Origin of the sequence: Sphaerochaeta halotolerans, assembly GCF_003429665.1 — a bacterium.
Classification (GTDB): domain Bacteria; phylum Spirochaetota; class Spirochaetia; order Sphaerochaetales; family Sphaerochaetaceae; genus Sphaerochaeta; species Sphaerochaeta halotolerans.
The window spans coordinates 130,852-150,542 of sequence record NZ_QUWK01000005.1; the positions used below are offsets into that span (position 1 = coordinate 130,852).

Annotated in this window: 18 protein-coding genes; 9 read left to right on the top strand and 9 right to left on the bottom strand. The window is 47.9% G+C overall.

The window, feature by feature from the left end; translation table 11 throughout:
* The first annotated feature begins 7 nt into the window (after positions 1–7).
* From yqeC to DYP60_RS05995, 3 genes are all read left to right on the top strand, one after another.
* Positions 8–712 carry a selenium cofactor biosynthesis protein YqeC gene (yqeC, locus tag DYP60_RS05985; RefSeq protein ID WP_117329982.1) on the top strand — a complete coding sequence of 235 codons (705 nt, stop codon included), beginning with the start codon at positions 8–10 and terminating at the stop codon, positions 710–712.
* Positions 709–2,511 carry a selenium-dependent molybdenum cofactor biosynthesis protein YqeB gene (yqeB, locus tag DYP60_RS05990; protein WP_117329983.1) on the top strand — a complete coding sequence of 601 codons (1,803 nt, stop codon included), beginning with the start codon at positions 709–711 and terminating at the stop codon, positions 2,509–2,511. The genes yqeC and yqeB overlap by 4 nt, the downstream gene beginning before the upstream one ends.
* A 105-nt stretch (positions 2,512–2,616) precedes the next feature.
* On the top strand, positions 2,617–3,585 hold the full coding sequence (locus DYP60_RS05995) for an XdhC family protein (RefSeq protein ID WP_117329984.1): 969 nt from the start codon (positions 2,617–2,619) through the stop codon (positions 3,583–3,585).
* Here DYP60_RS05995 and DYP60_RS06000 read toward each other — a convergent pair.
* Positions 3,573–4,649 (bottom strand): lipid II:glycine glycyltransferase FemX, encoded by a 1,077-nt coding sequence (locus DYP60_RS06000; protein ID WP_117329985.1) that lies wholly within the window; start codon positions 4,647–4,649, stop codon positions 3,573–3,575. The genes DYP60_RS05995 and DYP60_RS06000 overlap by 13 nt on opposite strands.
* Before the next feature lie 21 nt (positions 4,650–4,670).
* Between DYP60_RS06000 and DYP60_RS06005 the strand changes: the two genes are divergently transcribed.
* Entirely contained in the window at positions 4,671–4,943 is a 273-nt protein-coding gene (locus DYP60_RS06005) for a hypothetical protein (RefSeq protein WP_117329986.1), read from the top strand.
* 8 nt (positions 4,944–4,951) lie between these two features.
* A complete protein-coding gene (locus DYP60_RS06010) occupies positions 4,952–6,793 on the top strand; it encodes a HAMP domain-containing sensor histidine kinase (RefSeq protein ID WP_117329987.1) in 1,842 nt (613 codons plus the stop codon).
* 54 nt (positions 6,794–6,847) lie between these two features.
* On the opposite strand, the gene phoU is transcribed toward DYP60_RS06010, so the two are convergent.
* From phoU to DYP60_RS06035, 5 genes are all read right to left on the bottom strand, one after another.
* Positions 6,848–7,525: a phosphate signaling complex protein PhoU gene (gene phoU / locus DYP60_RS06015; RefSeq protein ID WP_117329988.1), complete on the bottom strand. Its 678-nt coding sequence runs from the start codon at positions 7,523–7,525 to the stop codon at positions 6,848–6,850.
* 15 nt (positions 7,526–7,540) lie between these two features.
* Positions 7,541–8,362, bottom strand: a complete 822-nt coding sequence (gene pstB / locus DYP60_RS06020; RefSeq protein ID WP_117330068.1) for a phosphate ABC transporter ATP-binding protein PstB — start codon at positions 8,360–8,362, stop codon at positions 7,541–7,543.
* A 5-nt stretch (positions 8,363–8,367) separates the two neighbouring features.
* Positions 8,368–9,636, bottom strand: coding sequence for a phosphate ABC transporter permease PstA (pstA, locus tag DYP60_RS06025; RefSeq protein WP_240622833.1), 1,269 nt, complete (start codon positions 9,634–9,636; stop codon positions 8,368–8,370).
* The gene (pstC, locus tag DYP60_RS06030; protein WP_117329990.1) at positions 9,629–10,549 is read right to left on the bottom strand and encodes a phosphate ABC transporter permease subunit PstC; all 921 of its coding nucleotides are present in this window, start codon (positions 10,547–10,549) and stop codon (positions 9,629–9,631) included. Before pstC ends, pstA begins: the two co-directional genes overlap by 8 nt.
* Positions 10,550–10,618: 69 nt before the next feature.
* On the bottom strand, positions 10,619–11,614 hold the full coding sequence (locus DYP60_RS06035; RefSeq protein WP_117329991.1) for a PstS family phosphate ABC transporter substrate-binding protein: 996 nt from the start codon (positions 11,612–11,614) through the stop codon (positions 10,619–10,621).
* 151 nt (positions 11,615–11,765) lie between these two features.
* Between DYP60_RS06035 and DYP60_RS06040 the strand changes: the two genes are divergently transcribed.
* The 3 genes from DYP60_RS06040 (at position 11,766) to DYP60_RS06050 (ending at position 13,928) form a co-directional block, all read left to right on the top strand.
* Positions 11,766–12,143 carry a desulfoferrodoxin family protein gene (locus DYP60_RS06040; protein ID WP_117329992.1) on the top strand — a complete coding sequence of 126 codons (378 nt, stop codon included), beginning with the start codon at positions 11,766–11,768 and terminating at the stop codon, positions 12,141–12,143.
* Positions 12,100–12,654 carry a cysteine hydrolase family protein gene (locus tag DYP60_RS06045; protein ID WP_117329993.1) on the top strand — a complete coding sequence of 185 codons (555 nt, stop codon included), beginning with the start codon at positions 12,100–12,102 and terminating at the stop codon, positions 12,652–12,654. Before DYP60_RS06040 ends, DYP60_RS06045 begins: the two co-directional genes overlap by 44 nt.
* Positions 12,655–12,725: 71 nt before the next feature.
* Positions 12,726–13,928: a nucleoside-diphosphate kinase gene (locus DYP60_RS06050; RefSeq protein ID WP_117329994.1), complete on the top strand. Its 1,203-nt coding sequence runs from the start codon at positions 12,726–12,728 to the stop codon at positions 13,926–13,928.
* A gap of 260 nt (positions 13,929–14,188) precedes the next feature.
* On the opposite strand, the gene DYP60_RS06055 is transcribed toward DYP60_RS06050, so the two are convergent.
* The 3 genes from DYP60_RS06055 to DYP60_RS06065 form a co-directional block, all read right to left on the bottom strand.
* Positions 14,189–16,240, bottom strand: a complete 2,052-nt coding sequence (locus DYP60_RS06055; protein WP_117329995.1) for a putative bifunctional diguanylate cyclase/phosphodiesterase — start codon at positions 16,238–16,240, stop codon at positions 14,189–14,191.
* A gap of 231 nt (positions 16,241–16,471) precedes the next feature.
* Entirely contained in the window at positions 16,472–17,143 is a 672-nt protein-coding gene (locus tag DYP60_RS06060) for a lysophospholipid acyltransferase family protein (protein ID WP_117329996.1), read from the bottom strand.
* A 37-nt stretch (positions 17,144–17,180) separates the two neighbouring features.
* Entirely contained in the window at positions 17,181–18,368 is a 1,188-nt protein-coding gene (locus DYP60_RS06065) for an MFS transporter (RefSeq protein WP_117329997.1), read from the bottom strand.
* Positions 18,369–18,502: 134 nt separating this feature from the next.
* Between DYP60_RS06065 and DYP60_RS06070 the strand changes: the two genes are divergently transcribed.
* Positions 18,503–19,648 carry an aldo/keto reductase gene (locus tag DYP60_RS06070; RefSeq protein WP_117329998.1) on the top strand — a complete coding sequence of 382 codons (1,146 nt, stop codon included), beginning with the start codon at positions 18,503–18,505 and terminating at the stop codon, positions 19,646–19,648.
* The last annotated feature ends 43 nt before the right edge of the window (positions 19,649–19,691 follow it).

The following is a 19,691-nucleotide window of genomic DNA, read 5'->3' on the forward strand; positions in this document are numbered from 1 at the left end:
GTAAAGCATGGCGACATTGATAGAATCCCTGCAAAAGCACTTCTCTGGCAATGAGAGCTGCATCTGCATCACCGGAAGTGGGGGAAAGACTACTGCTCTGATTCAGCTCTCTGAGGCGTATGCAGCACTTCAGAAGCGGGTACTTGTTTCCACAACCACGAAGGTACGCCACCCTGAAGACAGAGACTACCACTGTGACCACTATTTTTGGGATGAGGCGGTCTTTTCTTATCCATGCAAGAAGGGAGAGCGGGTTTTCTACGCAAAACGTGGCCCCATCAAGGCTGAAGCGCCTCCCCTTGAAGATCTAGAACGACTGAAAGAATACTATGACGTTCTCATACTTGAAGCGGATGGTGCACGTGGAAGGGGACTGAAACTTCACAGCGGGAAAGACCCAGTTGTACCCAGCTTTACTACAGCGACTCTGGCAATTGCATCCTTTTCCCTGTTCGGCCAGAGTCTCAGTGAGCATTGTTTTGGCTGTGAGTCATTGGATGACCGTCTCATCGATGAGGAGACCTATTCCTTGTTGCTTACCCACCCCGAGGGAATGCAGAAACGTATGAAAGGCGTTTGTGCTATCCTTTTCAACCAGGCAGAGAGAACCGATCGAACCAAGATTGAGAACATCCGCACTCAGTTCCCGAATCTTCCTTTGTTTTTTGGTTCCCTTGAACAAAATGTTCTCATAGAAAGGAATATTATATGAAACACACTGTATTTGAAGTAGCAGCATACTTGAGTGAACACAAAGAGGAATTTGTGTATGCAACCATCATCAAGACTGAGGGGTCCACCAGCAGAAGTCAAGGATCGATGGTTATTGATACCAAGGGAAGGATTACCGGGACCGTCGGGGGAGGAGAACTTGAGGCGTATGTACTCAGCCAGTCCCTCAATCTGATCAGCGCTGATGAGGCATATCGATACATCCACTTCACTGTTCAGACAGAGGACGAAGTAAGTGTTGGGGTTGTGTATCTCTTTCTCCTCCACTGTACCAGGGAGGAGGATTGGAAGGCCTTCATCGGCTTCAGAAGATGGGAGTCCTATGAGCTTGACCATGTATTCGGCCTCCAGATGCAACCTTCGGTTACATTGCTCGGACTCTGTGAAGGAGGGGCAACCATCGGGGATGTACATCCTACATTTCTCAGTTATGCCCAGGAAGCACTGAATAAAAAGACTTCCACCTTGATAGATACCGGTTCATGGACCTGTCATCTCAGTCTCCCGGTGAATTACCACAATCTTCTCTTAATCGGTGGTGGACATGTAAACCAAGCAATCGCGGAACTTGCCCACTTCGTTGGAATTCCTACCCAGGTAGTTGAAACTCGTGAAGATTTTGCCACCGAAGACCTCTTTACCTTTTCAAAGAAGAGGGAGGTTGCACCAACACTTGCAGAAGCGCTGAACAACATTGAAACCAACGAATACACAGCATGTATCATCGCAAGTCATGCCTTTGGCCCAGAAACCACCAAGCTGTTGCTCAGAAGGAATATTGCCTACCTCGGGGTACTTGGTTCGAGGCACAAGGCGAAAAAACTGCTTGCTTCACTTTCTCTCGAACAGAAAGATCTCAAGCGGTTGCATTGCCCAATTGGACTGGATATCGGTACCGAGACTCCCCAGGAGATTGCCCTTTCCGTACTGAGTGAGGTCATGAAGGTCTTCAATAATCGCAGTGGGCAAAGTCTCAAGCACCAGGCAAACAAGATGATTGTCGTACGTGGTGGTGGAGATTTGGCTACAGGTGTCATCCTCCGTCTCTTTAGAGCGGGGTATTATGTCTTGGTGTTGGAAACCGAGCAACCTACCGTTATCAGGAGAACAGTCAGTATTGCACAGGCAATATACAGTGGTACAGTGGTGATAGAAGGGGTGAAAGCCTCCCGTTGCAATGATTTGAAGGACGCCTATACAAAGCTTGATGCAGGAATCATCCCTGTCCTAGTTGACCCTAAGGGAGAACAGATCAAGAGAATCAAACCCGTGTGTGTGGTAGATGCCATCATGGCAAAGAAGAATATCGGTACAAAAATCACGGATGCTCCTCTGGTTATCGCCCTTGGCCCTGGCTTTGTGGCAAAACAGGATTGTGACCTTGTCATTGAAACGATGCGAGGACATAGCCTTGCCAGAATCCTTAGCGAAGGTTCAGCAATGGCTAATACAGGAACCCCTGGAGTCATAGAAGGGTTTGGTAAAGAGCGCGTCATCCACAGCCCTGCAGAAGGAATCTTCAACAGTGACCACCAGATTGGCGACATGGTAAAGCAAGGCGAGGTCATTGCAAAGGTGGGTGATGTAGATGTCATCGCAACCATCGACGGAAAACTCAGAGGCTTGCTGAACAATGGGCTGAAGGTGCCCCAGCACTTCAAGATCGCTGACATCGACCCCCGGGGCGAACGTTCTGACCACTTAACAGTCAGTGAAAAAGCCATGGCTATCGGGGGAGCAGTGCTGGAGGCCATCGACGGCTTCCTCAGCAGAGCATAAGAAAAACAACACCAGGTGTTTTTCTTACACGCTTCCATTATTCTTTACTATAAGCAATGGATATTGTAGTATTAAGCAAAATGACAGCCTTTACCAGGGGGGACCATGGATTCACAACAGTACTATAAACAATTACTCGAAGCATTGAAGATTGACACCGTTGAAAGAAGAACTGTCTTGCAGGGCCCTTATATCGGTGATGAAGCACTTCTGCAACACAATACGGTCATCGCAACCCATTCTAGAAGGAATCATGACTGGAATGATCCCAGCTATCTCACGGAACGACTTGCCACTGATGTACATTTGGTTATCTTTGGAGGGGGTCACATTGCCCTTGATCTCTACCATCTGGCAGTGGACCTCGCCCTGCAGGTAACGATTGTTGATGATCGCCCTGATTTCTGTAATCAGGAACGCTTTCCTAAAGCCACCTGTCTTTGCGCCCCGTTTGAAGAGGTCCTGGGAACACAGCAATCGTGGATCCGACCTTACTTCATCATCACCACGCGAGGCCATGCTTATGACCGGCTCTGCCTGAAGAAAACACTTCGCCTGCCCCACGCATACATCGGGATGATCGGGAGCAAGAAGAAGGTTGCCAACACCTTTGATGCACTGCGGGAAGAACACTACAGTGAAGCAGAACTCGCAACCGTAAAGGCTCCTATCGGGTTGGATATTGGAGCCGTGACTTCTTCAGAGATTGCCCTCTCCATTCTTGCCCAAGTCATCAGTGAATACCGCAAGAACGAACAAGCTGTCAGGCTCGATGAACGAATACTTGCGAAACAAGCTACCGGAGAGAGCCATATTCTTGTACGGGTAGTGGAAAAGCACGGATCGGCTCCTTGCGAAGTCGGCTTCCAGCTTGCCCTGTTTGCAGACAGGACTCTCATGGGAACGGTTGGGGGTGGAGCGATTGAGGCACGAGCAATCAAGGAAGCACAGCGGATGCTCATGGATGCTCAAATGAACGACCATGTAGTTACCTACGATCTGAGCAATGAACATGCTGGTAACATTGGTATGATCTGTGGTGGTGTGGCTACCCTGCTTTTTCAGCGCAGGTGATACCCTTCTCCCACCATCTCATAGGCAAAGAGCTGGGAAGCTTGTTCCTCATCATAGGCAAAGTCCCAGCATCCCATTCGATGGAAGGCCGTTCCTCCGAATCCTTTTTTGAAGGTATAGAGGCCACTCATCGGGTGATGCTTTCCTTGAGAGGGAGAAACACCAAAAAGGTCATACTCGGTACACCCCCAATGCTTAGCCAACTGGATGGCATACCATTGCAGGGCATAGGTACTCATGGAGTTCCTCCTCTGGGATGAGGATGCTCCGTAGAGATAGGTCGCACGACGGGATGAACGACTGAGGAACATGGCACTGAGTGGTTGCCCTTCAAAGAATGCCATCAAGAGCACAATTCCTGCTCCTTCATCCTCAGCATTGTAGAGAGCATCAAAGAAGAAGCGGTCATGCAAGGTTATCCTGTTCCGTTCACAGGTTTCCTCATACAGCGAATAGAAGATCTCAAGGTGGTCTCTTCCCACTTGGCGGACCTCTACCCCTTTTCGAAGTGCGAGTCTGATATTGTAACGGGTCTTGTGATGCATTCCAGAGAGGATTTGCTCCTCGCTTCCTTGCAGATTCACGAACATGGTATCGCTGGGGAGCTGATTTGATACTGCTTTTCTGAGTTGTTTGTCTCTCGTCCCCCAATTGAGGCGAAGGTTTTGCAGGGAGAGGGAGACATCTTCATCCTCTTCCCAGATGGACTGCCAAGGGAGGTCGTATCGCAGCAAAAGACAGTGGGAAGGCAGCTTTGCACGAAGGTTTATCGAGAGCTCTTCCAGGAAGGGCCCCATTTTTTCCTCATCTGGATTCAACACCGGCCCGTAGGGAACATATCCGATGCTCTGGTGCCGATTTACCGGGATCAACTGCACAAGGATGTCATCCAGGATATAGGAAGATCCTGGTTTCCCTTTGAGTTCTGAAAGTGGTATTTTGATATCAAATGCTTTGGTGTGGTATCCTTGGTTCTCTTTTACTTGGGACCAGAAATACGATTGATGTAATAGAGGGGTATCATAGAGACCAGCAGGATCTTTTTCCTGCACCGTGAGATTCATTGCAAACTCCATTCATTGATAATGAAAGGTATCAATACCCCAGGGCAAGCCCTGGACTCAGGAGGCGTTGCCTCCTTTTCCGCCCCAAGGCACGGGGTATCTCACCTTGCTTTCCCGGCCCTCGCTCGGGGGAGGAACCTTCCTGCTGATTCCTTTCCTCTCGCTCCGTTGGGGAATAAAGGAAACAGTACCACAGAAAGAAAAAAGGGAAAAGGGGGCGGAAACTATGAAGAAAGTATGAATACTATACGATTCCCTTGTCTTTCCCAAACCAACGTTGGTAGAATCAACTGAGGAGAATTATGCAATACAAAAGCATTCGTGCGCGTTTGGCGTTGACTACCTTTCTCGTTCTTGTCTGTTCGCTCTTGGGCAGTATGTGGATTGCGAATCGTGCGTTCTCCACTACCATTAGGGAGACCACCTATGCTGAACTCTCTGCAAAGGCCGACTATCTGGCAACATTGGTAAAGGACTCTTCTGAGCCTTGGTTGCTAGAACATTTTGACTCCTATGCAGCTTCTACGGCAACCAGGATCACCCTTATCAATAAAGAGGGCGTAGTCCTGTTTGACTCCGACTATGACATCGCAGAATTAAACAACCACCTCTACCGTGAAGAGGTGCAGGCAGCATTGATGAACGGGAAAGCTTTTAGTGAACGAAGAAGCAGCACCCAAAACCTACCCGTCCTCTATTGGGCTATAGCGTTGGAAGAGCATCCCACCATTGCAGTACTACGAGTCTCCAAGACACTCAACCAGCTAGCAGGGTATCAGGCAACCTACCAAAGCCTCTTTTTCAGAGGGATTGGAGTCCTGGTACTCTTTTTCGTACTGCTCATGTTCTTTGTTATTTCCATGATCACCCGTCCACTCGACCGCTTGAAGGACTTAGCCCGCAAGTATGCAAACGGAGACCTACAGGCAAGGCTACATCTCACCTCACCGCAAGAACTGGCTGAGCTTTCCCACACCATGGAAGAGATGGCCCAAGAGATCCAAGAAAAAATTTCCCAGGTGGAGTTTGGGAAAAATCAAGTGGAGGCTATTCTCAACAGCCTTAGCGAAGGAATACTTCTTCTTGACCGTCATCTGAACGTAAAAGTGGCAAACAGTGAAGCACGCTTGCTCTTTACCGAACAGGAAGGCACTGTGCTCGGAAAAAACCTTTCCCATCTTATCAGTTCCAATGAAGTACGCTCACTCTGCAATGCCACCCTACGGGATGGGGAAGAAAGGGAACTCACTATTGAACAGTATGGACATCTCTTCGGGCAGACAGCACGGATTGTGGGAAAACAGCAGGTCAGGGAACTAAGAATGGTCACCTGTGCTGTACGATCGGGTGAAGGTCTCATCGACTCAGTGGTGCTTTCCATCAATGATATGACAGAATTGAAACACCTAGAACAAATTCGCAAAGATTTTGTGGCAAATGTAAGCCATGAGCTCAAGACACCCATCACCTCAATCGCTGGATTCGCAGAGGCACTGACAGAAACCAAGAAACCGGAAGAGATTGAACATTTCTCAAAGATCATCAGTAGACAAGCAAATCGGATGAGACAGCTGGTAGAGGATTTGTTGTTGCTCAGCAGCCTGGAGCAAGAACAGCACAAGGCATCCATGAGCTGGACCACCCTCGAGCAAATAGTGGGAGAGACTGAAGAAGCTTGTACCTATCGCTTTGAGGAACGAGGCAGCAGCCTCCAGATTACTTCCAGTAATCCTGAAAATCTCCTGCTCTACGTCAACGAGAACTTGATCGCACAAGCGCTGACTAACTTGGTCATCAACGCTTTGAACTACTCTGAGGCGGGATCAAAGGTGCTTCTTTCTGCCACCGTAAGCGAAGAACACATTACCTTCAGTATCCAGGACCATGGCATTGGAATTCCTAAGGATGTCCAGGATAGAATCTTTGAACGATTCTATCGAGTCGATGCAGCAAGAAGCAGGAGTCAAGGTGGCACAGGCCTTGGCCTATCCATCGTGAAACATATCGTGCAGGTGCATGGAGGCAGACTCTCCCTTGAGAGCGAAGTGGGAAAAGGAAGCACCTTTACCATCATGTTACCAAGAATGGGAGGGCAGCTGAAGGATCTGCAAAAACGTAGTGAGGAGCTCTACCGGAAGCACTAAAAGACATCCCCCCTTGCGGGAGGATATCGATAGCAATCTGGGCTGTGGAGTCTTCTACTCAGTCTTCTTTGGTCCATTGAGCTTTGGGCGCTGGCCCTTGTCCATGTACACAATCCAGCGGCAGATGGTGGTCACATGGTCTCCATATCGTTCCATCTCCTTTGTCAGGTAGAAGAGGTTGAGTATTCGCTCCATCTCTGCTTCCGTTTCTGGTCTGAGAGCGAAGAGGTCAGCATTCAAGGCATCCCGCTCTGCATCCATCTTGTCATCAAGTAGTGCCACCTCTATAGCCTTCTCTGCTTTCACGTCAATGAATGCTTCAACAACCTTGCGCGTCATGGTAGCGCCAAGGAGCGCCATCTCGCTGATACGTTCGACAAACGGGATAAACATTGCTTCCTCTTCACTACTTGCCATCTTGGCCATATGAGAGGCATGGTCCCCCATTCGCTCCAAGCTGGAAACAATCTTGATTCCTGCAATGATATGGCGCATGTAATGACCGTAGGGGGTTTCACTTACAAGGAGGCGTACCCCGTCGTTCTCCACCATCTCCTGCAGTTGATCGATGAACCAGTCATTTGTAATGACTTTCTTAGCCAACTCCACGTCGTGGTTTCGAAACGCATATTGTGCTTGATAGATTGCTTCTTCCACCCTGTTTACCATTTGAATGAGCATCTCTTGGAAGAATTGCATCTTCTCATCAAGCTTACTGATAGTTTGGTCCATGATTCCCTCCCAGGATCAACCGAATTTTCCGGAGATGTACTCTTCCGTTTTTTTGTGTGCCGGGTTGAGGAACAGCTGCTCGGTTGGAGCATACTCCTCCAAATAACCGGTACGTCCCTCATCAACCATGAAGAACGCTGTATTGTCTGAAACACGCGACGCTTGGCCCATGTTATGGGTGACAATGACAATTGTGTAGTATTGCTTCAGTTCAAGAATCAGCTCCTCAATGCGCCCTGTTGCAATGGGATCAAGCGCAGAAGCCGGTTCATCCATCAAGATGACCTCAGGTTGGACCGCCAAGGTCCTTGCGATGCAAAGACGTTGTTGTTGCCCTCCACTGAGTTGTAGTGCATTCTGCTTGAGTTTGTCCTTTACCTCATCCCAGAGAGCAGCCTTCTGCAAGCTGGTCTCCACCAGCTCATCATAGTCCCCTTTGAATCCATTGATTTTTGCACCCCAGGTAATATTTTCATAAATGGATTTTGGAAACGGATTAGGTTTCTGGAACACCATGCCGATGCTTCTCCTGATCAAAACAGGGTCAACATCCTTTGCATAGAGATCCTGACCATGAAACAGGACCTGGCCATCAATAGTAGCCCCTCTAATCATATCATTCATCCTATTGATGCTTCTCAGTACAGTGCTTTTTCCACAACCAGAGGGACCAATAAAAGCGGTAACCTGTTTCTCATAAATTGGTAAGGAAGCATCCTTTACTGCATGGAAACTACCGTAATGGATATTTACATCCTCCAATGTTATGATTTTCTGTTTCTCCACTGTTTCTGACTTCCCTAAGTATTCAAAATTTTCTACTTCTGTTGCTTGCATTACTTTCATGCTGCCATCCTTTTTTTCTTGGAGAGTTTGTCCCGAAGATATATCGCCCCACTGTTCAACACAAGCAAAAGTACCAGCAGTACAATGATGGCTGCGGCTGCAATGTTGCGGTAAGAACCCTGGGGACGTGCCGACCATTGGTAAATTTGGATTGGCAATGTAGTGAACTTCGAGAAAATACTTGCAGGGTCCACACTGATGAACGTCGATGCTCCAATGACCACCAAAGGGGCAGTCTCTCCCAATGCCCTGGAAAGGGCAAGAATCGTCCCGGTTAAAATCCTGTCAAAGCTGGCAGGAAGCACATGGCTCCAGATGGTCTGCCACTTTGTGGCACCCACCCCGTAACTACTCATCCTCAGTGAGTCAGGAACGCCCTTGAGGGCTTCCTGGGTGTTGATGATGATGATCGGCAATACCAACAATCCCAAGGTAAGGCCACCACTGAGAATCGTCCTTCCATTTGCAGTAGTATCGGCAACTGAGGAGAAGATTGCCCCACTGGTCACCCCCTCCAAGGCTCGCACGAATACAGCCAACCCCAGGAGCCCATAGATGATGGATGGCACTGCACTGAGATTGAAGATATTGAGCTGGAGCAGACGATTCAGTTTTGTATCATCTGCATACTCTTCCAGGTAGATGGCCGAGCCCACCCCAATGGGGAAAGCAAGCAAAAAGGTAATGGCAATGATCCAAAGTGAACCCAACATTGCAGTACGAATACCTGCATTCAAAGGATTTGCAGACTGATCATTGATGAGGAACTCAGGGGTTATCCAACTTTTGAAAATGAGATAGGAATCTGCTTGATCAGCCATAAATGCACCGATCTCATCCTGTTTTGTGATTGAGCCCCAGAGCCCCCAACTCTTGAGAACTGATGGCTTAATGATATATTGCTCGATCAAGGATCTGAGTTCACGATCGGTTCTTTCTGCTAACGGCTTCTCAGATTCCACCCTTCTCAGTATTCCGCTGGACAGGTTATTCTTTGCCGCTTCCTCCAATTGGGAACGTGAAAGCTCATCCAGGGAGGAAGCCCCACTGACCAATGCACTAACTTCTACTTCATTGCGAACAACGATGTATCCAAAAACGGAATCAATCACCGATATAAGCAACAAAAGTAAGAACAAAACTGCCACTGCTGTAGCAAAGATAAATATCACTTTCCAGATCATCGATACTCGAGAGCGTTTTTGTAACAAGAGCAGGCTTTCTGCTCTGGTGCCAAACATCGATTCTGTCTGCATATTATTCATACTCCTGGTAGAAAAGGCTCGAAACCTTTCTTGAGATAAGATTCAACGTGAAGGTGATGATAAACAGCACCAATCCAAGCGCAAAAATACTGTTGTAATCAACCGAGTTATAGCTCACATCCCCACCACTGATTCTCACAATGTAGCCAGTAATCGTTTCAGCTGCCTCGAAGGGGTTGAATGTCATATTTGGTCCCGCCCCTGCCGCCAGGGCTACGATCATGGTCTCCCCAATAGCCCTAGAGAGAGCCAGAAGGAAGGTTGCGCTAAGCCCACTCAAAGCTGCAGGAAGGACAACACGGAACGTGGTCTCAATCCTCGTACCGCCAAGAGCAAGACCTGCAAGGCGCAACTCCTGGGGAACAGCAGAGATGGCGTCCTCAGCCATGGTAGCTATCATGGGGAGCACAAGAATACCGATAACCAGACCTGCACTGGCAGTATTGTAGATTTCAACCGTCCCCTGCCCAAAAATCGAGCGGAGCAACGGGGTCATGAATGTAAGGGCAAAATAGCCATAAACAATAGTGGGAATCCCGGCTAATACCTCCAGAATAGGCTTAAGTCTTCCCCTGACTTTGTCAGTCGCATACTCGGCAAGGTAAATTGCCACAAACAACCCAAGGGGAATAGCAAACACCATGGCGATTACACTAGTAATGATGGTTGCATTCAACAAGGGAAGAAAACCGAACAAGTCGATCATGGGTTGCCACGTCTTACCAGTAAGAAAGCCAACGAGCGTGACCTTTTGATCTGAAAAAAAGAGAAAGGATTCCCGAACGAGAATCACCGCAATCCCAACTGTAATCAAGATAGAGAAAAGTGCACAAAGGAACAGGATTGTTTCAATAACCTGTTCGTGCAACCTGTGCTTTTTCCCAAAAGGATGGGTGATATGCCTTTGTGTCATACTGTATATCCTCTATTCATAGGAATTGGCCGCATCAAAACAATGCGGCCAACTTCACTACATTGTGCTTTAATATGCACCTTTGGTGGCCTCTAACCAAGTCTGACGAGCCTTATTCAGCTCATCCTCATTGGCAGGGAAGTAGCCAACTTTAGTAATCTCTTCATTGACATAGCTGAGGTAGAAGTCTAGGAAGGCTGCAACCTGAGGCTTGCTCTTCATGATCTCTGCATCACTGTAGAGGAAGAGTGGTCGAGCGAGCGGATAGGAGTTGTTGTCCACATTCGCCTTGCTGGCTTCAATCCCATTGATGCTGAGTATGTTGAGCGAATCGGCATTCTCATTGTAATATGCATAGCCAAAGAATCCGATTGCATAGGGGCTCCCCTTGATCCCCTGTACCAGGATGTTGTCATCCTCACTTAGCTGCAGGTGACTGGCAGAAAGCATTGGTTCAGGATTCTTTTTGAATACTTCTTCAGCGAAGTAGTCAAATGTACCACTGTCGGTTCCTGGAATGAATCGCTGAATCGGCTCATCAGGATACGATGGATTCACATCTTTCCAAGTCTTAGCGGTGCTGAAAATCTTTCCAAGCTCTTCCATGGTGGCATTCTTGATGAAGGTATTCTTCTTGCTTACCACAACGGCAAGCGCATCGGTACCCACCCTGAATTCAATTGGGTTTCTTCCAATTTTCTTTGCATCCTCAATTTCACTTGCCTTGATACGGCGACTTGCGTTTGAGATGTCTGTCTCACCGGAAACCGTAAAACGTTCAAATCCTGCTCCACTTCCGATGGAATCAATGGTAATGACCCCACTGTAACCCTCTTCCTTGAAGCGTTCAGCCATTCGTTCGGAAAGGGGATAGACGGTGGAACTACCAGCGGTGATGATATTTCCCTTGACCTTCAGGGGATTTACTCCTGGGAGGCCATCAACGGATGGTCCTTCAATCCAGTTGAAGGATGTTGTTGCAACATTCCCTGATTCACTTGTGCCTGCTGCACTGAGCGAAACCAAGGTAATAACCATCAATACGATAATACTCAATCTTTTCATTGTTTCCTCCATATTTAGAAACATTGTTGGCCATACCATACTTTTAATATGTGAAAAAAGTGTTTGGATACCATGAATAGTCTGTTATCATTTTCCCTCCTCCTCTTTCCTCTTTTAATGAACCTTGGTACCTTAAGAAAAGGGAGGACTTATGGCAAAGAAACTTCACTTCTACCGTTGCCCCATTTGTCATTCAATGGTTGATGTAATTCATGACGAGGGGCACTCCTTGCACTGTTGCGAAACCGAGATGCAACTCTTGATACCAAGAACCGCTGACGAGCGTGATCCAAACCATGAAATTGTACTCACACACCGAAGTGGTTTGCTCTACGTGAAAGTCGGGAGCAAGCCCCACCCCCAGAGTGAGGAACACCAGATTACTACTCTATTTCTCGTAACGAAAGATCATACCCGGCGCCATGACATCCGCAAAGGGACACCAGCCTCTGCGGTATTCAGCGATACTGACCATGGAGATGTCTATGCATACTGCAATAAAGAAGGATTATTCAAAGCCTCTTTCTAGAAGGTTGCTCGTCGTAATCGACATGCAAAAAGATTTCGTTTCCGGTAGCCTTGGCACTGCTGAAGCACAGGCAATCGTGGAGAAGGTGGCAGCAAAAGTAGCGAAGCACGATGGAAAGCTTGCCTACACCTTGGACACCCATGGACCAGAATATCTGGAGACCAGCGAAGGAAAACATCTCCCTGTGCTTCACTGTATCAAGGGGGAGGAGGGTCACGAGCTGGTCGATTCGCTCAAAAAGCCACTGAGAGATGCACTGGTCTTTGAGAAACCCACTTTCGGTTCTGTTAAGCTTGCAACATACATTGCACAAGATGAATCAATCTCTTCGGTTGAGTTGGTCGGTGTATGCACAGACATCTGTGTTGTCTCCAATGCCCTATTGATCAAGGCAATGCGACCAGAGCTTTCCGTCCTCGTTGATGCAAGTTGTTGCGCAGGAACCACCACCCTGAATCATGAGGCTGCACTCCAGACGATGCGTTCTTGCCAAATCGAGGTTTTTTCTTGAACAGGTCATAGACAAAGAGCACCCTGACTTGTAGGATACGGTGTACAGACACTTTACTAAGGAGGCTGCTCATGGAACAGTCCTTATCGTATGTTCTGGTAACCCCATATACCGTAGCAAAAAGTCGCACCGGCGGGGTGCTATCCAGACTTCTTTCTCGCATTTCCCTCGAGCTTGTTGGTGCTCAGATGATTGCAATGGATCAGACCATTACCGAGGAATATGCATTGATTATCAGGACGCGGGAGAAGGATGAGGGAGTCAACACCTCAAACCTTCTTTCTTCTTACATAGAACAAAACCTTGGGCCCACGGGTGGAGTAAAACACCGTTCCCTATTGCTCCTGTTCAAAGGCGAGCATCCTTGCGATGAACTCACCAAGGTGGTTGGCTCCTTCCAGAAAGAAGCCCGTTTGGTGGAAAACGTTACCGGTATGTCAATTAGAGACACCTATGCCGATTTGATCTACACCGATGAGAAAGAGAGTGAAATTCTCTATTTTGAGCCGGCGGTCATCACTGCCCAAAGCCAGAATGAGGCAGACCAGACGCTTGCCCTCTTTGGTTCCTGGTTGCCGGGACAGAACAACATCGTCAAGAACAGACCTCCTGAATACTACGAAAAAACCCAACGCACACTGGTAATCATCAAACCAGACAACTGGAAGTATGCATCGAGTCGCCCCGGAATGATCATAGACATGTTCAGCCGAAGTGGTCTCCGCATTGTAGGCATCAAGGTGTTGAAGATGTCTGTCTCCCAGGCACTGCAGTTCTATGGCCCAACCAAGGAAGGATTGAAAGCAAAACTTGCTCCCATCTACGGTATGCAAGCAAGGGAACTGCTAGAAAGTGAGTTCAATGTACTGCTTGGAGACCAACTCCAGAACATCCTGACCAACAGCTTTGGAGACATGTACAGTGAAGAACAGTTCGAACGTATTGTTGAGTTCATGGCCGGTATCAAACCAAGCGATTGCAAGGCTGAGGACTTGGAAAAACCAGGTTTGGTTAAATGCATGGTACTGATCTATGAAGGCGTTGATGCAATTGGGAAGATCAGAACCATTCTTGGCCCAACCGACCCAAACAAAGCGCCCGCTGGAACCATCCGTAGGGAATTCGGCTCCAATATCCGCGTCAATGCAGCACATGCGTCCGACTCCCCTGAAAATGCCCAACGGGAGATGGGTATATTGCAAGTTGAAGAAAATTTCAATGCTACCCTGATCAAGGGGTATCTCGAATCTAAAGCAACCACTTCTTCCTGCTAAGGGATCTGAGGTGTATTGCATCTGCCTCACCTCCTGAATCCCAAGATACTTTCCATCCATGCTACGCACTGCGTAGTAATGGATGTGAACAAGCACTCCCTTTACAACAAAAAAGAACTCCGCAGAATCCTCCCTTTTTACTTCTTAGCTTGTTTACACTACTCTACGTTGGTATTTTGGAAGAGAGCATACTTCGCTTGTTCTTCATTCTTGGCCTATCAATACACAATGATCATGTATACCTTGACGTATCTCATCTTCTAGAGGAAACAGCGTGGTGTATCATCAGCAAGCAGCTGCTCATATTCTGAGACCTCCAAGGGCTGGCTGTAGAAATACCCTTGCACGCCGTCACAGCCCATAGAAGCGAGCATCCTGGCTTGTTCTTCGCTTTCCACACCTTCAGCGATGGTGGTAATACCCAGGTCTTTTGCCATGGCAATGACATGTTGGATTACCACCCTTCCTTGCTCATTCGAGGTAAGGTCGGTAAAAAATCCTTGGTCCATCTTGATCACATCAATCTGTACATCCTTGAGCATCGTAAGAGAAGAGTATCCTGAACCAAAATCATCCAGGGAGACCAAGAAGCCCTGACTTCTCAATGTGGTCAACACAGAAGCTAGATGGGTCATGTCATGGAGAAACAATGTCTCTGTCAATTCGAATTCCATGAGATGGTGGTCTACGTTAAAGTGGTCTACCAAGCTTACCAGACTCTCCTCATAGTCGGTAACGAGGAGATGTGCCCTTGATTGATTGACTGAGATAGGTAGCAGTGGTTTGCCTTCTTCCTCCCAACGCTTAAGCAACTTACAGACTAGCTTCAAGACGTACATGTCCAACGGAATGAGGAGATTGTGTTTTTCGAACAAGGGAATGAATTGGGAAGGGGTCAGGAGACCTTTTTCGGGATGCTTCCACCTTACCAGAGCCTCTCCTCCGATTAGACGTCCTGTAGCAAAGGAATATTTGGGTTGTATCTGGATGAAAAACTCTCCAGACCGTAACGCCTTGCCAAACACATTCTCCAACTCACTCTCTTCCAGCAACTGGTCCTTGAGAGCCTCCTCATAGAAGAGATACCAGCCTTGCTTTGTCTCCTTCAGTGCTGAGAGCGCAAATAAGGCACGGTCAATATAGGAGTTGATCTGCAGATTAGTTTCATCAACCAGCGATATACCGATAAGTATCTCCAACTGGAACTGGGATGCCTTGGGAAAAGCGAACCGACGCAACTCCTCCCCAATAATGGCAATTCTCCGATGCAAAGCTGCCTTCTCGCGGTAACTTACCAGCATGATGAACGAATCACCGCTAAATCGAGCACACAGTCCATCACGAGTAACATAACGCGGAATGACCTTAGCGCAGTGCAAGAGCAGAGAATCACCAAATCCATAGCCAAAATGGTTATTGATCAACTTGAATTTCCTGATATCCAGAATCATGACCGCATAGGAGTCTCTTGAATGCTGCAAGCGCTGTTTCGCTTCTTTTTCGAAGAGATTCTTGTTGGGGAGTTTTGTCAGCGTATCCTCATAGGCAAGACGCCATAAGGTCCTTCCATAACGATGATCCATGGAAAGTAGGTACACGAGGAAAAGAAAGAAAATGACAAGCGCCATCACTGCCATGGAAAGGAAGGATTGGAGTATGGCTAACGAGACAGAATCAGCAAGTCCTCGTTCGGCAACCAGGACAAACTGTCCCAATCCATTTCCAAGCTCACTCGTAAAAAGCTGGATTGACTCATCAGCTTTGGTGGCAAGACTATCAAGCCCGTCCAGGCCCCCATCTGTCTGCCAAAGTATGGTTCCTTCTGGATTGATCCAGTATCCAGTGAGAGGTTTTCCATCAAACAGTGCATCATAGACCTTCGTAGGAATAGCATGGAATATGGTGAGATAGGTACCGTCTATGAGATCAACTTTTGCAGAGTACCGTAAAGAGCCACCTACCCGGGCGATGGGAGGATAGAGACCTGTTTCCTCCCAATGAATACCGGCATTATCGAGTAGTGCTTGTGCATTCTCCCTATCGAGGGATGCTATTTGATCCACTAATGATTGCAGGAATCTTTGATCTTCATGTATTTGCTGGATGACCAACTGGGCACTCTGGTCTGCCAGATACTGGAGCTGTCCTTGCTTTTCCTCCCAAAGTGACTGTTCCAGCTTTCGATAGAACTGTTGGAAAAATATCGAGAGCATTACAATCAAGAAGAGGCTGAGCAGAATGACACGGCCGGTCAGCTGACCTGCTCGGTGCGAATCCTGTCTTCCAGCAACTGGCTGATCCTTGTTTTCCATAATACTCCTATAGGTGGGTCTTCAGTATTATAGTGGAATAAGGAGATGAATCAAGGTGGAAGGAGTTTCCTGCGTACGCTTTTCCCCTATTCTCAGTTGTCTTTGACTTCTTCAGGCCTGCCTTGTTTGCCTTGCTTATTTTATGCTTTCACAGTGCTACATGATGTACGCTACTAGGATATTCTCACGAATTGGTTTCATTGCTGTGCAGGGAAGCGTCGGGCCAAACCGTTAGGTAATATTCTGGGTTAGGGTAAATTCAATCGGTTTGCCTCGGTAGTATCCACGTTTCTCCTCGCTCATCAATACAGCAAGGTGCAGCATGATTTCATCAGCAAGCTTTTGTCTTGTTTCTGCATCAATGCGTCCACCCTTCTGGATGATCTCAAAGGGCTTACCTACCTTGATTGAAATAGCCGTTCGTCTCAGACGTTTCATATTTGCTTTGGTCTTTTCGAAGCCCATGACTGCTACAGGAATCATTGGTACGTTTTTCTTGTGAGCAATGAACGCAACTCCACCCTTCCCCTGCTGGAGGGTCCCATCCTTGCTTCGGGTACCCTCTGGGGCAATGGCTAGGATGTGGTTTTGATCGAGCACCTTGAAACAAGCATCCATGGTGGCGCGCCCCATGTTCTCTCGGTCCACAGGAATGCTCCCCCAGGTCTCCATCAAATAAGCCATGAATGTATTCTCCCAGAGCTCTTGCTTGGCCATGGCATGGAGTTTCCTTGGTTGCAAGAACTCATAGAGCATGGGACCTTCAAGGTTTGAGGTATGGTTCACCATCATCAGAAGCGGCCCCTCCATGGGGACGTTCTTCAACTCACTGCGGTCAATTTTGAAGCAAATGCGGAAAAAGGCACGCAGTAAGCCATTGACTATTCGCTCACTCAGTTTCATTGGTCCATAATAGCAGAGAGCGAGACCACTGCCAAGCTTATCGCCTTCGCACCAGAGCCCAGATGTAGGCAAAAACCAAGAGTGTTGCAGTGATGGCCATCAATGTGAAAGAGAGCAAGAGAGAATGGGCGCTCCCGATCAATCCAACCAAGGGAAAGATCATGATCATAAACAGGCTATAGGCCATGCTCTGGAAGCTAAGGATGGTAGCTCGGAACTTGGAGGGAATGAGCTTGTTCAGATAGGTGCTGATGGTAGGGGCTAGCAATCCTTCCATACAACCAAGGATGATATAGAAAACCATGGTATAGGGGGTAAGTGCTATCCCCCAGAGACAGAGTGCTAGAAAGACGGGACAGGTGATCAGGATTCCTTTCTCATTGATCGTTCGCTCAATGCGATGGGCATTCAAGGAAAAGATTGCCGCCAGCAAGGCGTGGGCTGCATAGGCAATCCCGATGACATCAGGGAGATACCCTTGGTCAGTCCAGAAGTTCTGCAGGTAGAAGAAAAGGCTGATCATGAATGCAAACAAGGACTCACTGAAAACAATCAGGAACGCAATATGAGGTGTTTCCCTGAACACTTTCACGCTGGAAACTATTTGGGTTTTCAGTGAGCCCATGATTCCAGAGAACAGCCCGCTTCTTGGCTCCCTCTCAATCTCAGGCTCTTTGAAAAACAAAGCCAAGAGGAAGGCAAGAAGCGTGGTGAGTATAGTGAGGGAGAAGGCATATCCGTAATCGATGGTGGCAAGCAAGCCTCCAACAAGGAAGGCAACCACTGAACATGCCTGATAGAGCAGTTCATCGAGTCCTTTGACTTTTAGATAGGAGGACTCTTCCTGATCAAGCAACAGCGAATCATAGAGCAAGGCATCCCCTGCACCAGACTCAAGGTTATACCCCAAGGCACTACAGATGAATCCCAACACCTGCAGGCTGAAGGTAGGGGCAAGGAACATGATGGTGAGGCTAAGGGCACTGAACAGTCTGCCAGAGAGCCGGCTTACCTTCCTTCCCCAGATGTCAGCAACTGAGCCGGTGGGGACTTCCATCAGGAAACTGGTAATATGGAAAACTGCCTCAAGCGCTCCGAGCTGTACCAACGAGAAGCCTTTCGATGCGAGATACATCATCCAAAGCCCATGCGTAAAGGAGAGGTTCATCAACGCAGTGAACCCGTAGGATAGTGGAATATTCCTTCTATACCTTCTCTGTTTCATTATTACTCTCCCCAAACCGTATCCATACTAGACTTGCATCGGGATAAGCTTAAGGCAATTCTAACAAAATTGGGCCTAGAGACAACACAAAAAAAATATTTTATGATATCATTGCGAGGAAAGGAGTTTTGGACATGGAAACACGGTATTTTGAAACATTTGACATTCACGCATCCCTTCTTGGGTTTGGCGCAATGCGCTTGCCCGTTACCCCTGACGGCAAGATCGACAGGAAACGCGCCTTGGCAATGATGAGGGAAGCCTATGAAGCTGGGGTGAATTATTTTGATACCGCCTACCCATATCATGGGGGGGAGAGCGAACCATTGGTAGGGGAATTCCTCTCTGGCTTGGACAGGAGCACCTTTTACGTAGCCACAAAACTCCCCCAATGGTCGGTACATTCAATTGATGATGCAAAACGGATATTTGAGGAACAGCTTGCAAGACTGCAACAGAGCTATATCGACTTTTATCTTATCCATTCCATCGACAAGAAGGCCTTCGACCGAATGGTGGACCTTGGAGTGGTTACCTACCTGGAAGAGGAACAGAAGAAGGGCCGTATCAAACATCTGGGCTTCTCGTTCCACTCCATTTATGAGGATTTTGAATATATCACCCGATTCCGGCCATGGGATTTCATCCAAATCCAATACAACTATCTGGATACTGAGGAACAGGCAGGGGACAAGGGGTATGAACTGTGCACTGAGCTCGGCATTCCACTCATTGTGATGGAACCGATCAAGGGAGGCTCGCTTACCCGTCTCTCACCAGACTTGGAAGCAAAACTGAAAGCATTGGATGCTGATGCAACTCCAGCATCCTATGCACTACGCTGGGTAGCTGACCATCCGAATGTGAAGGTGATTCTCAGCGGCATGTCCACTGAGGAACAGGTCAGAGAGAACCTGCAGACATTCTCTCCTTACAAACCGTTGAACGAAAACGAGCGAGCAGTTCTCCAAGAGATTGCAAACAGCATGAGAAGCCGTATCGGTAATAATTGTACCGGTTGCAAGTACTGCATGCCCTGCCCCTCCGGCGTCGATATTCCAGGAAACTTTGCACTCTGGAACAAATACCGGATGTTCGACAATTATGAGGTAGTCAAGAACCAGTGGGAACAGAAGAGCGACGAGGACAAGCGACCACCATCCTGTACGGAGTGTGGTCAGTGCATCCCTCTCTGCCCACAGCATATCGACATCCCTACTGATTTGACTCAGGTGCAGGAGGAGTTGGAAGCTGCACGAGTAGCCTATTATAACAAGTAATAGCACCCTACCCTTTAAGAAGCCACGCTAATAAACCAGCGTG

What these genes read in the sequence shown, in the direction of transcription:
- DYP60_RS06055 (WP_117329995.1), bottom strand. Translation starts at nt 16,240, where the DNA reads ATGGAAAACAAGGATCAGCCAGTTGCTGGAAGACAGGATTCGCACCGA.
- DYP60_RS06050 (WP_117329994.1), top strand. Translation starts at nt 12,726, where the DNA reads ATGGAACAGTCCTTATCGTATGTTCTGGTAACCCCATATACCGTAGCA.
- pstB (WP_117330068.1), bottom strand. Translation starts at nt 8,362, where the DNA reads ATGCAAGCAACAGAAGTAGAAAATTTTGAATACTTAGGGAAGTCAGAA.
- yqeC (WP_117329982.1), top strand. Translation starts at nt 8, where the DNA reads ATGGCGACATTGATAGAATCCCTGCAAAAGCACTTCTCTGGCAATGAG.
- DYP60_RS06005 (WP_117329986.1), top strand. Translation starts at nt 4,671, where the DNA reads ATGAAAGGTATCAATACCCCAGGGCAAGCCCTGGACTCAGGAGGCGTT.
- DYP60_RS06040 (WP_117329992.1), top strand. Translation starts at nt 11,766, where the DNA reads ATGGCAAAGAAACTTCACTTCTACCGTTGCCCCATTTGTCATTCAATG.
- DYP60_RS05995 (WP_117329984.1), top strand. Translation starts at nt 2,617, where the DNA reads ATGGATTCACAACAGTACTATAAACAATTACTCGAAGCATTGAAGATT.
- DYP60_RS06065 (WP_117329997.1), bottom strand. Translation starts at nt 18,368, where the DNA reads ATGAAACAGAGAAGGTATAGAAGGAATATTCCACTATCCTACGGGTTC.
- phoU (WP_117329988.1), bottom strand. Translation starts at nt 7,525, where the DNA reads ATGGACCAAACTATCAGTAAGCTTGATGAGAAGATGCAATTCTTCCAA.
- DYP60_RS06070 (WP_117329998.1), top strand. Translation starts at nt 18,503, where the DNA reads ATGGAAACACGGTATTTTGAAACATTTGACATTCACGCATCCCTTCTT.
- DYP60_RS06010 (WP_117329987.1), top strand. Translation starts at nt 4,952, where the DNA reads ATGCAATACAAAAGCATTCGTGCGCGTTTGGCGTTGACTACCTTTCTC.
- DYP60_RS06000 (WP_117329985.1), bottom strand. Translation starts at nt 4,649, where the DNA reads ATGAATCTCACGGTGCAGGAAAAAGATCCTGCTGGTCTCTATGATACC.
- DYP60_RS06060 (WP_117329996.1), bottom strand. Translation starts at nt 17,143, where the DNA reads ATGAAACTGAGTGAGCGAATAGTCAATGGCTTACTGCGTGCCTTTTTC.
- yqeB (WP_117329983.1), top strand. Translation starts at nt 709, where the DNA reads ATGAAACACACTGTATTTGAAGTAGCAGCATACTTGAGTGAACACAAA.
- DYP60_RS06045 (WP_117329993.1), top strand. Translation starts at nt 12,100, where the DNA reads ATGCATACTGCAATAAAGAAGGATTATTCAAAGCCTCTTTCTAGAAGG.
- pstC (WP_117329990.1), bottom strand. Translation starts at nt 10,549, where the DNA reads ATGACACAAAGGCATATCACCCATCCTTTTGGGAAAAAGCACAGGTTG.
- pstA (WP_240622833.1), bottom strand. Translation starts at nt 9,636, where the DNA reads ATGAATAATATGCAGACAGAATCGATGTTTGGCACCAGAGCAGAAAGC.
- DYP60_RS06035 (WP_117329991.1), bottom strand. Translation starts at nt 11,614, where the DNA reads ATGAAAAGATTGAGTATTATCGTATTGATGGTTATTACCTTGGTTTCG.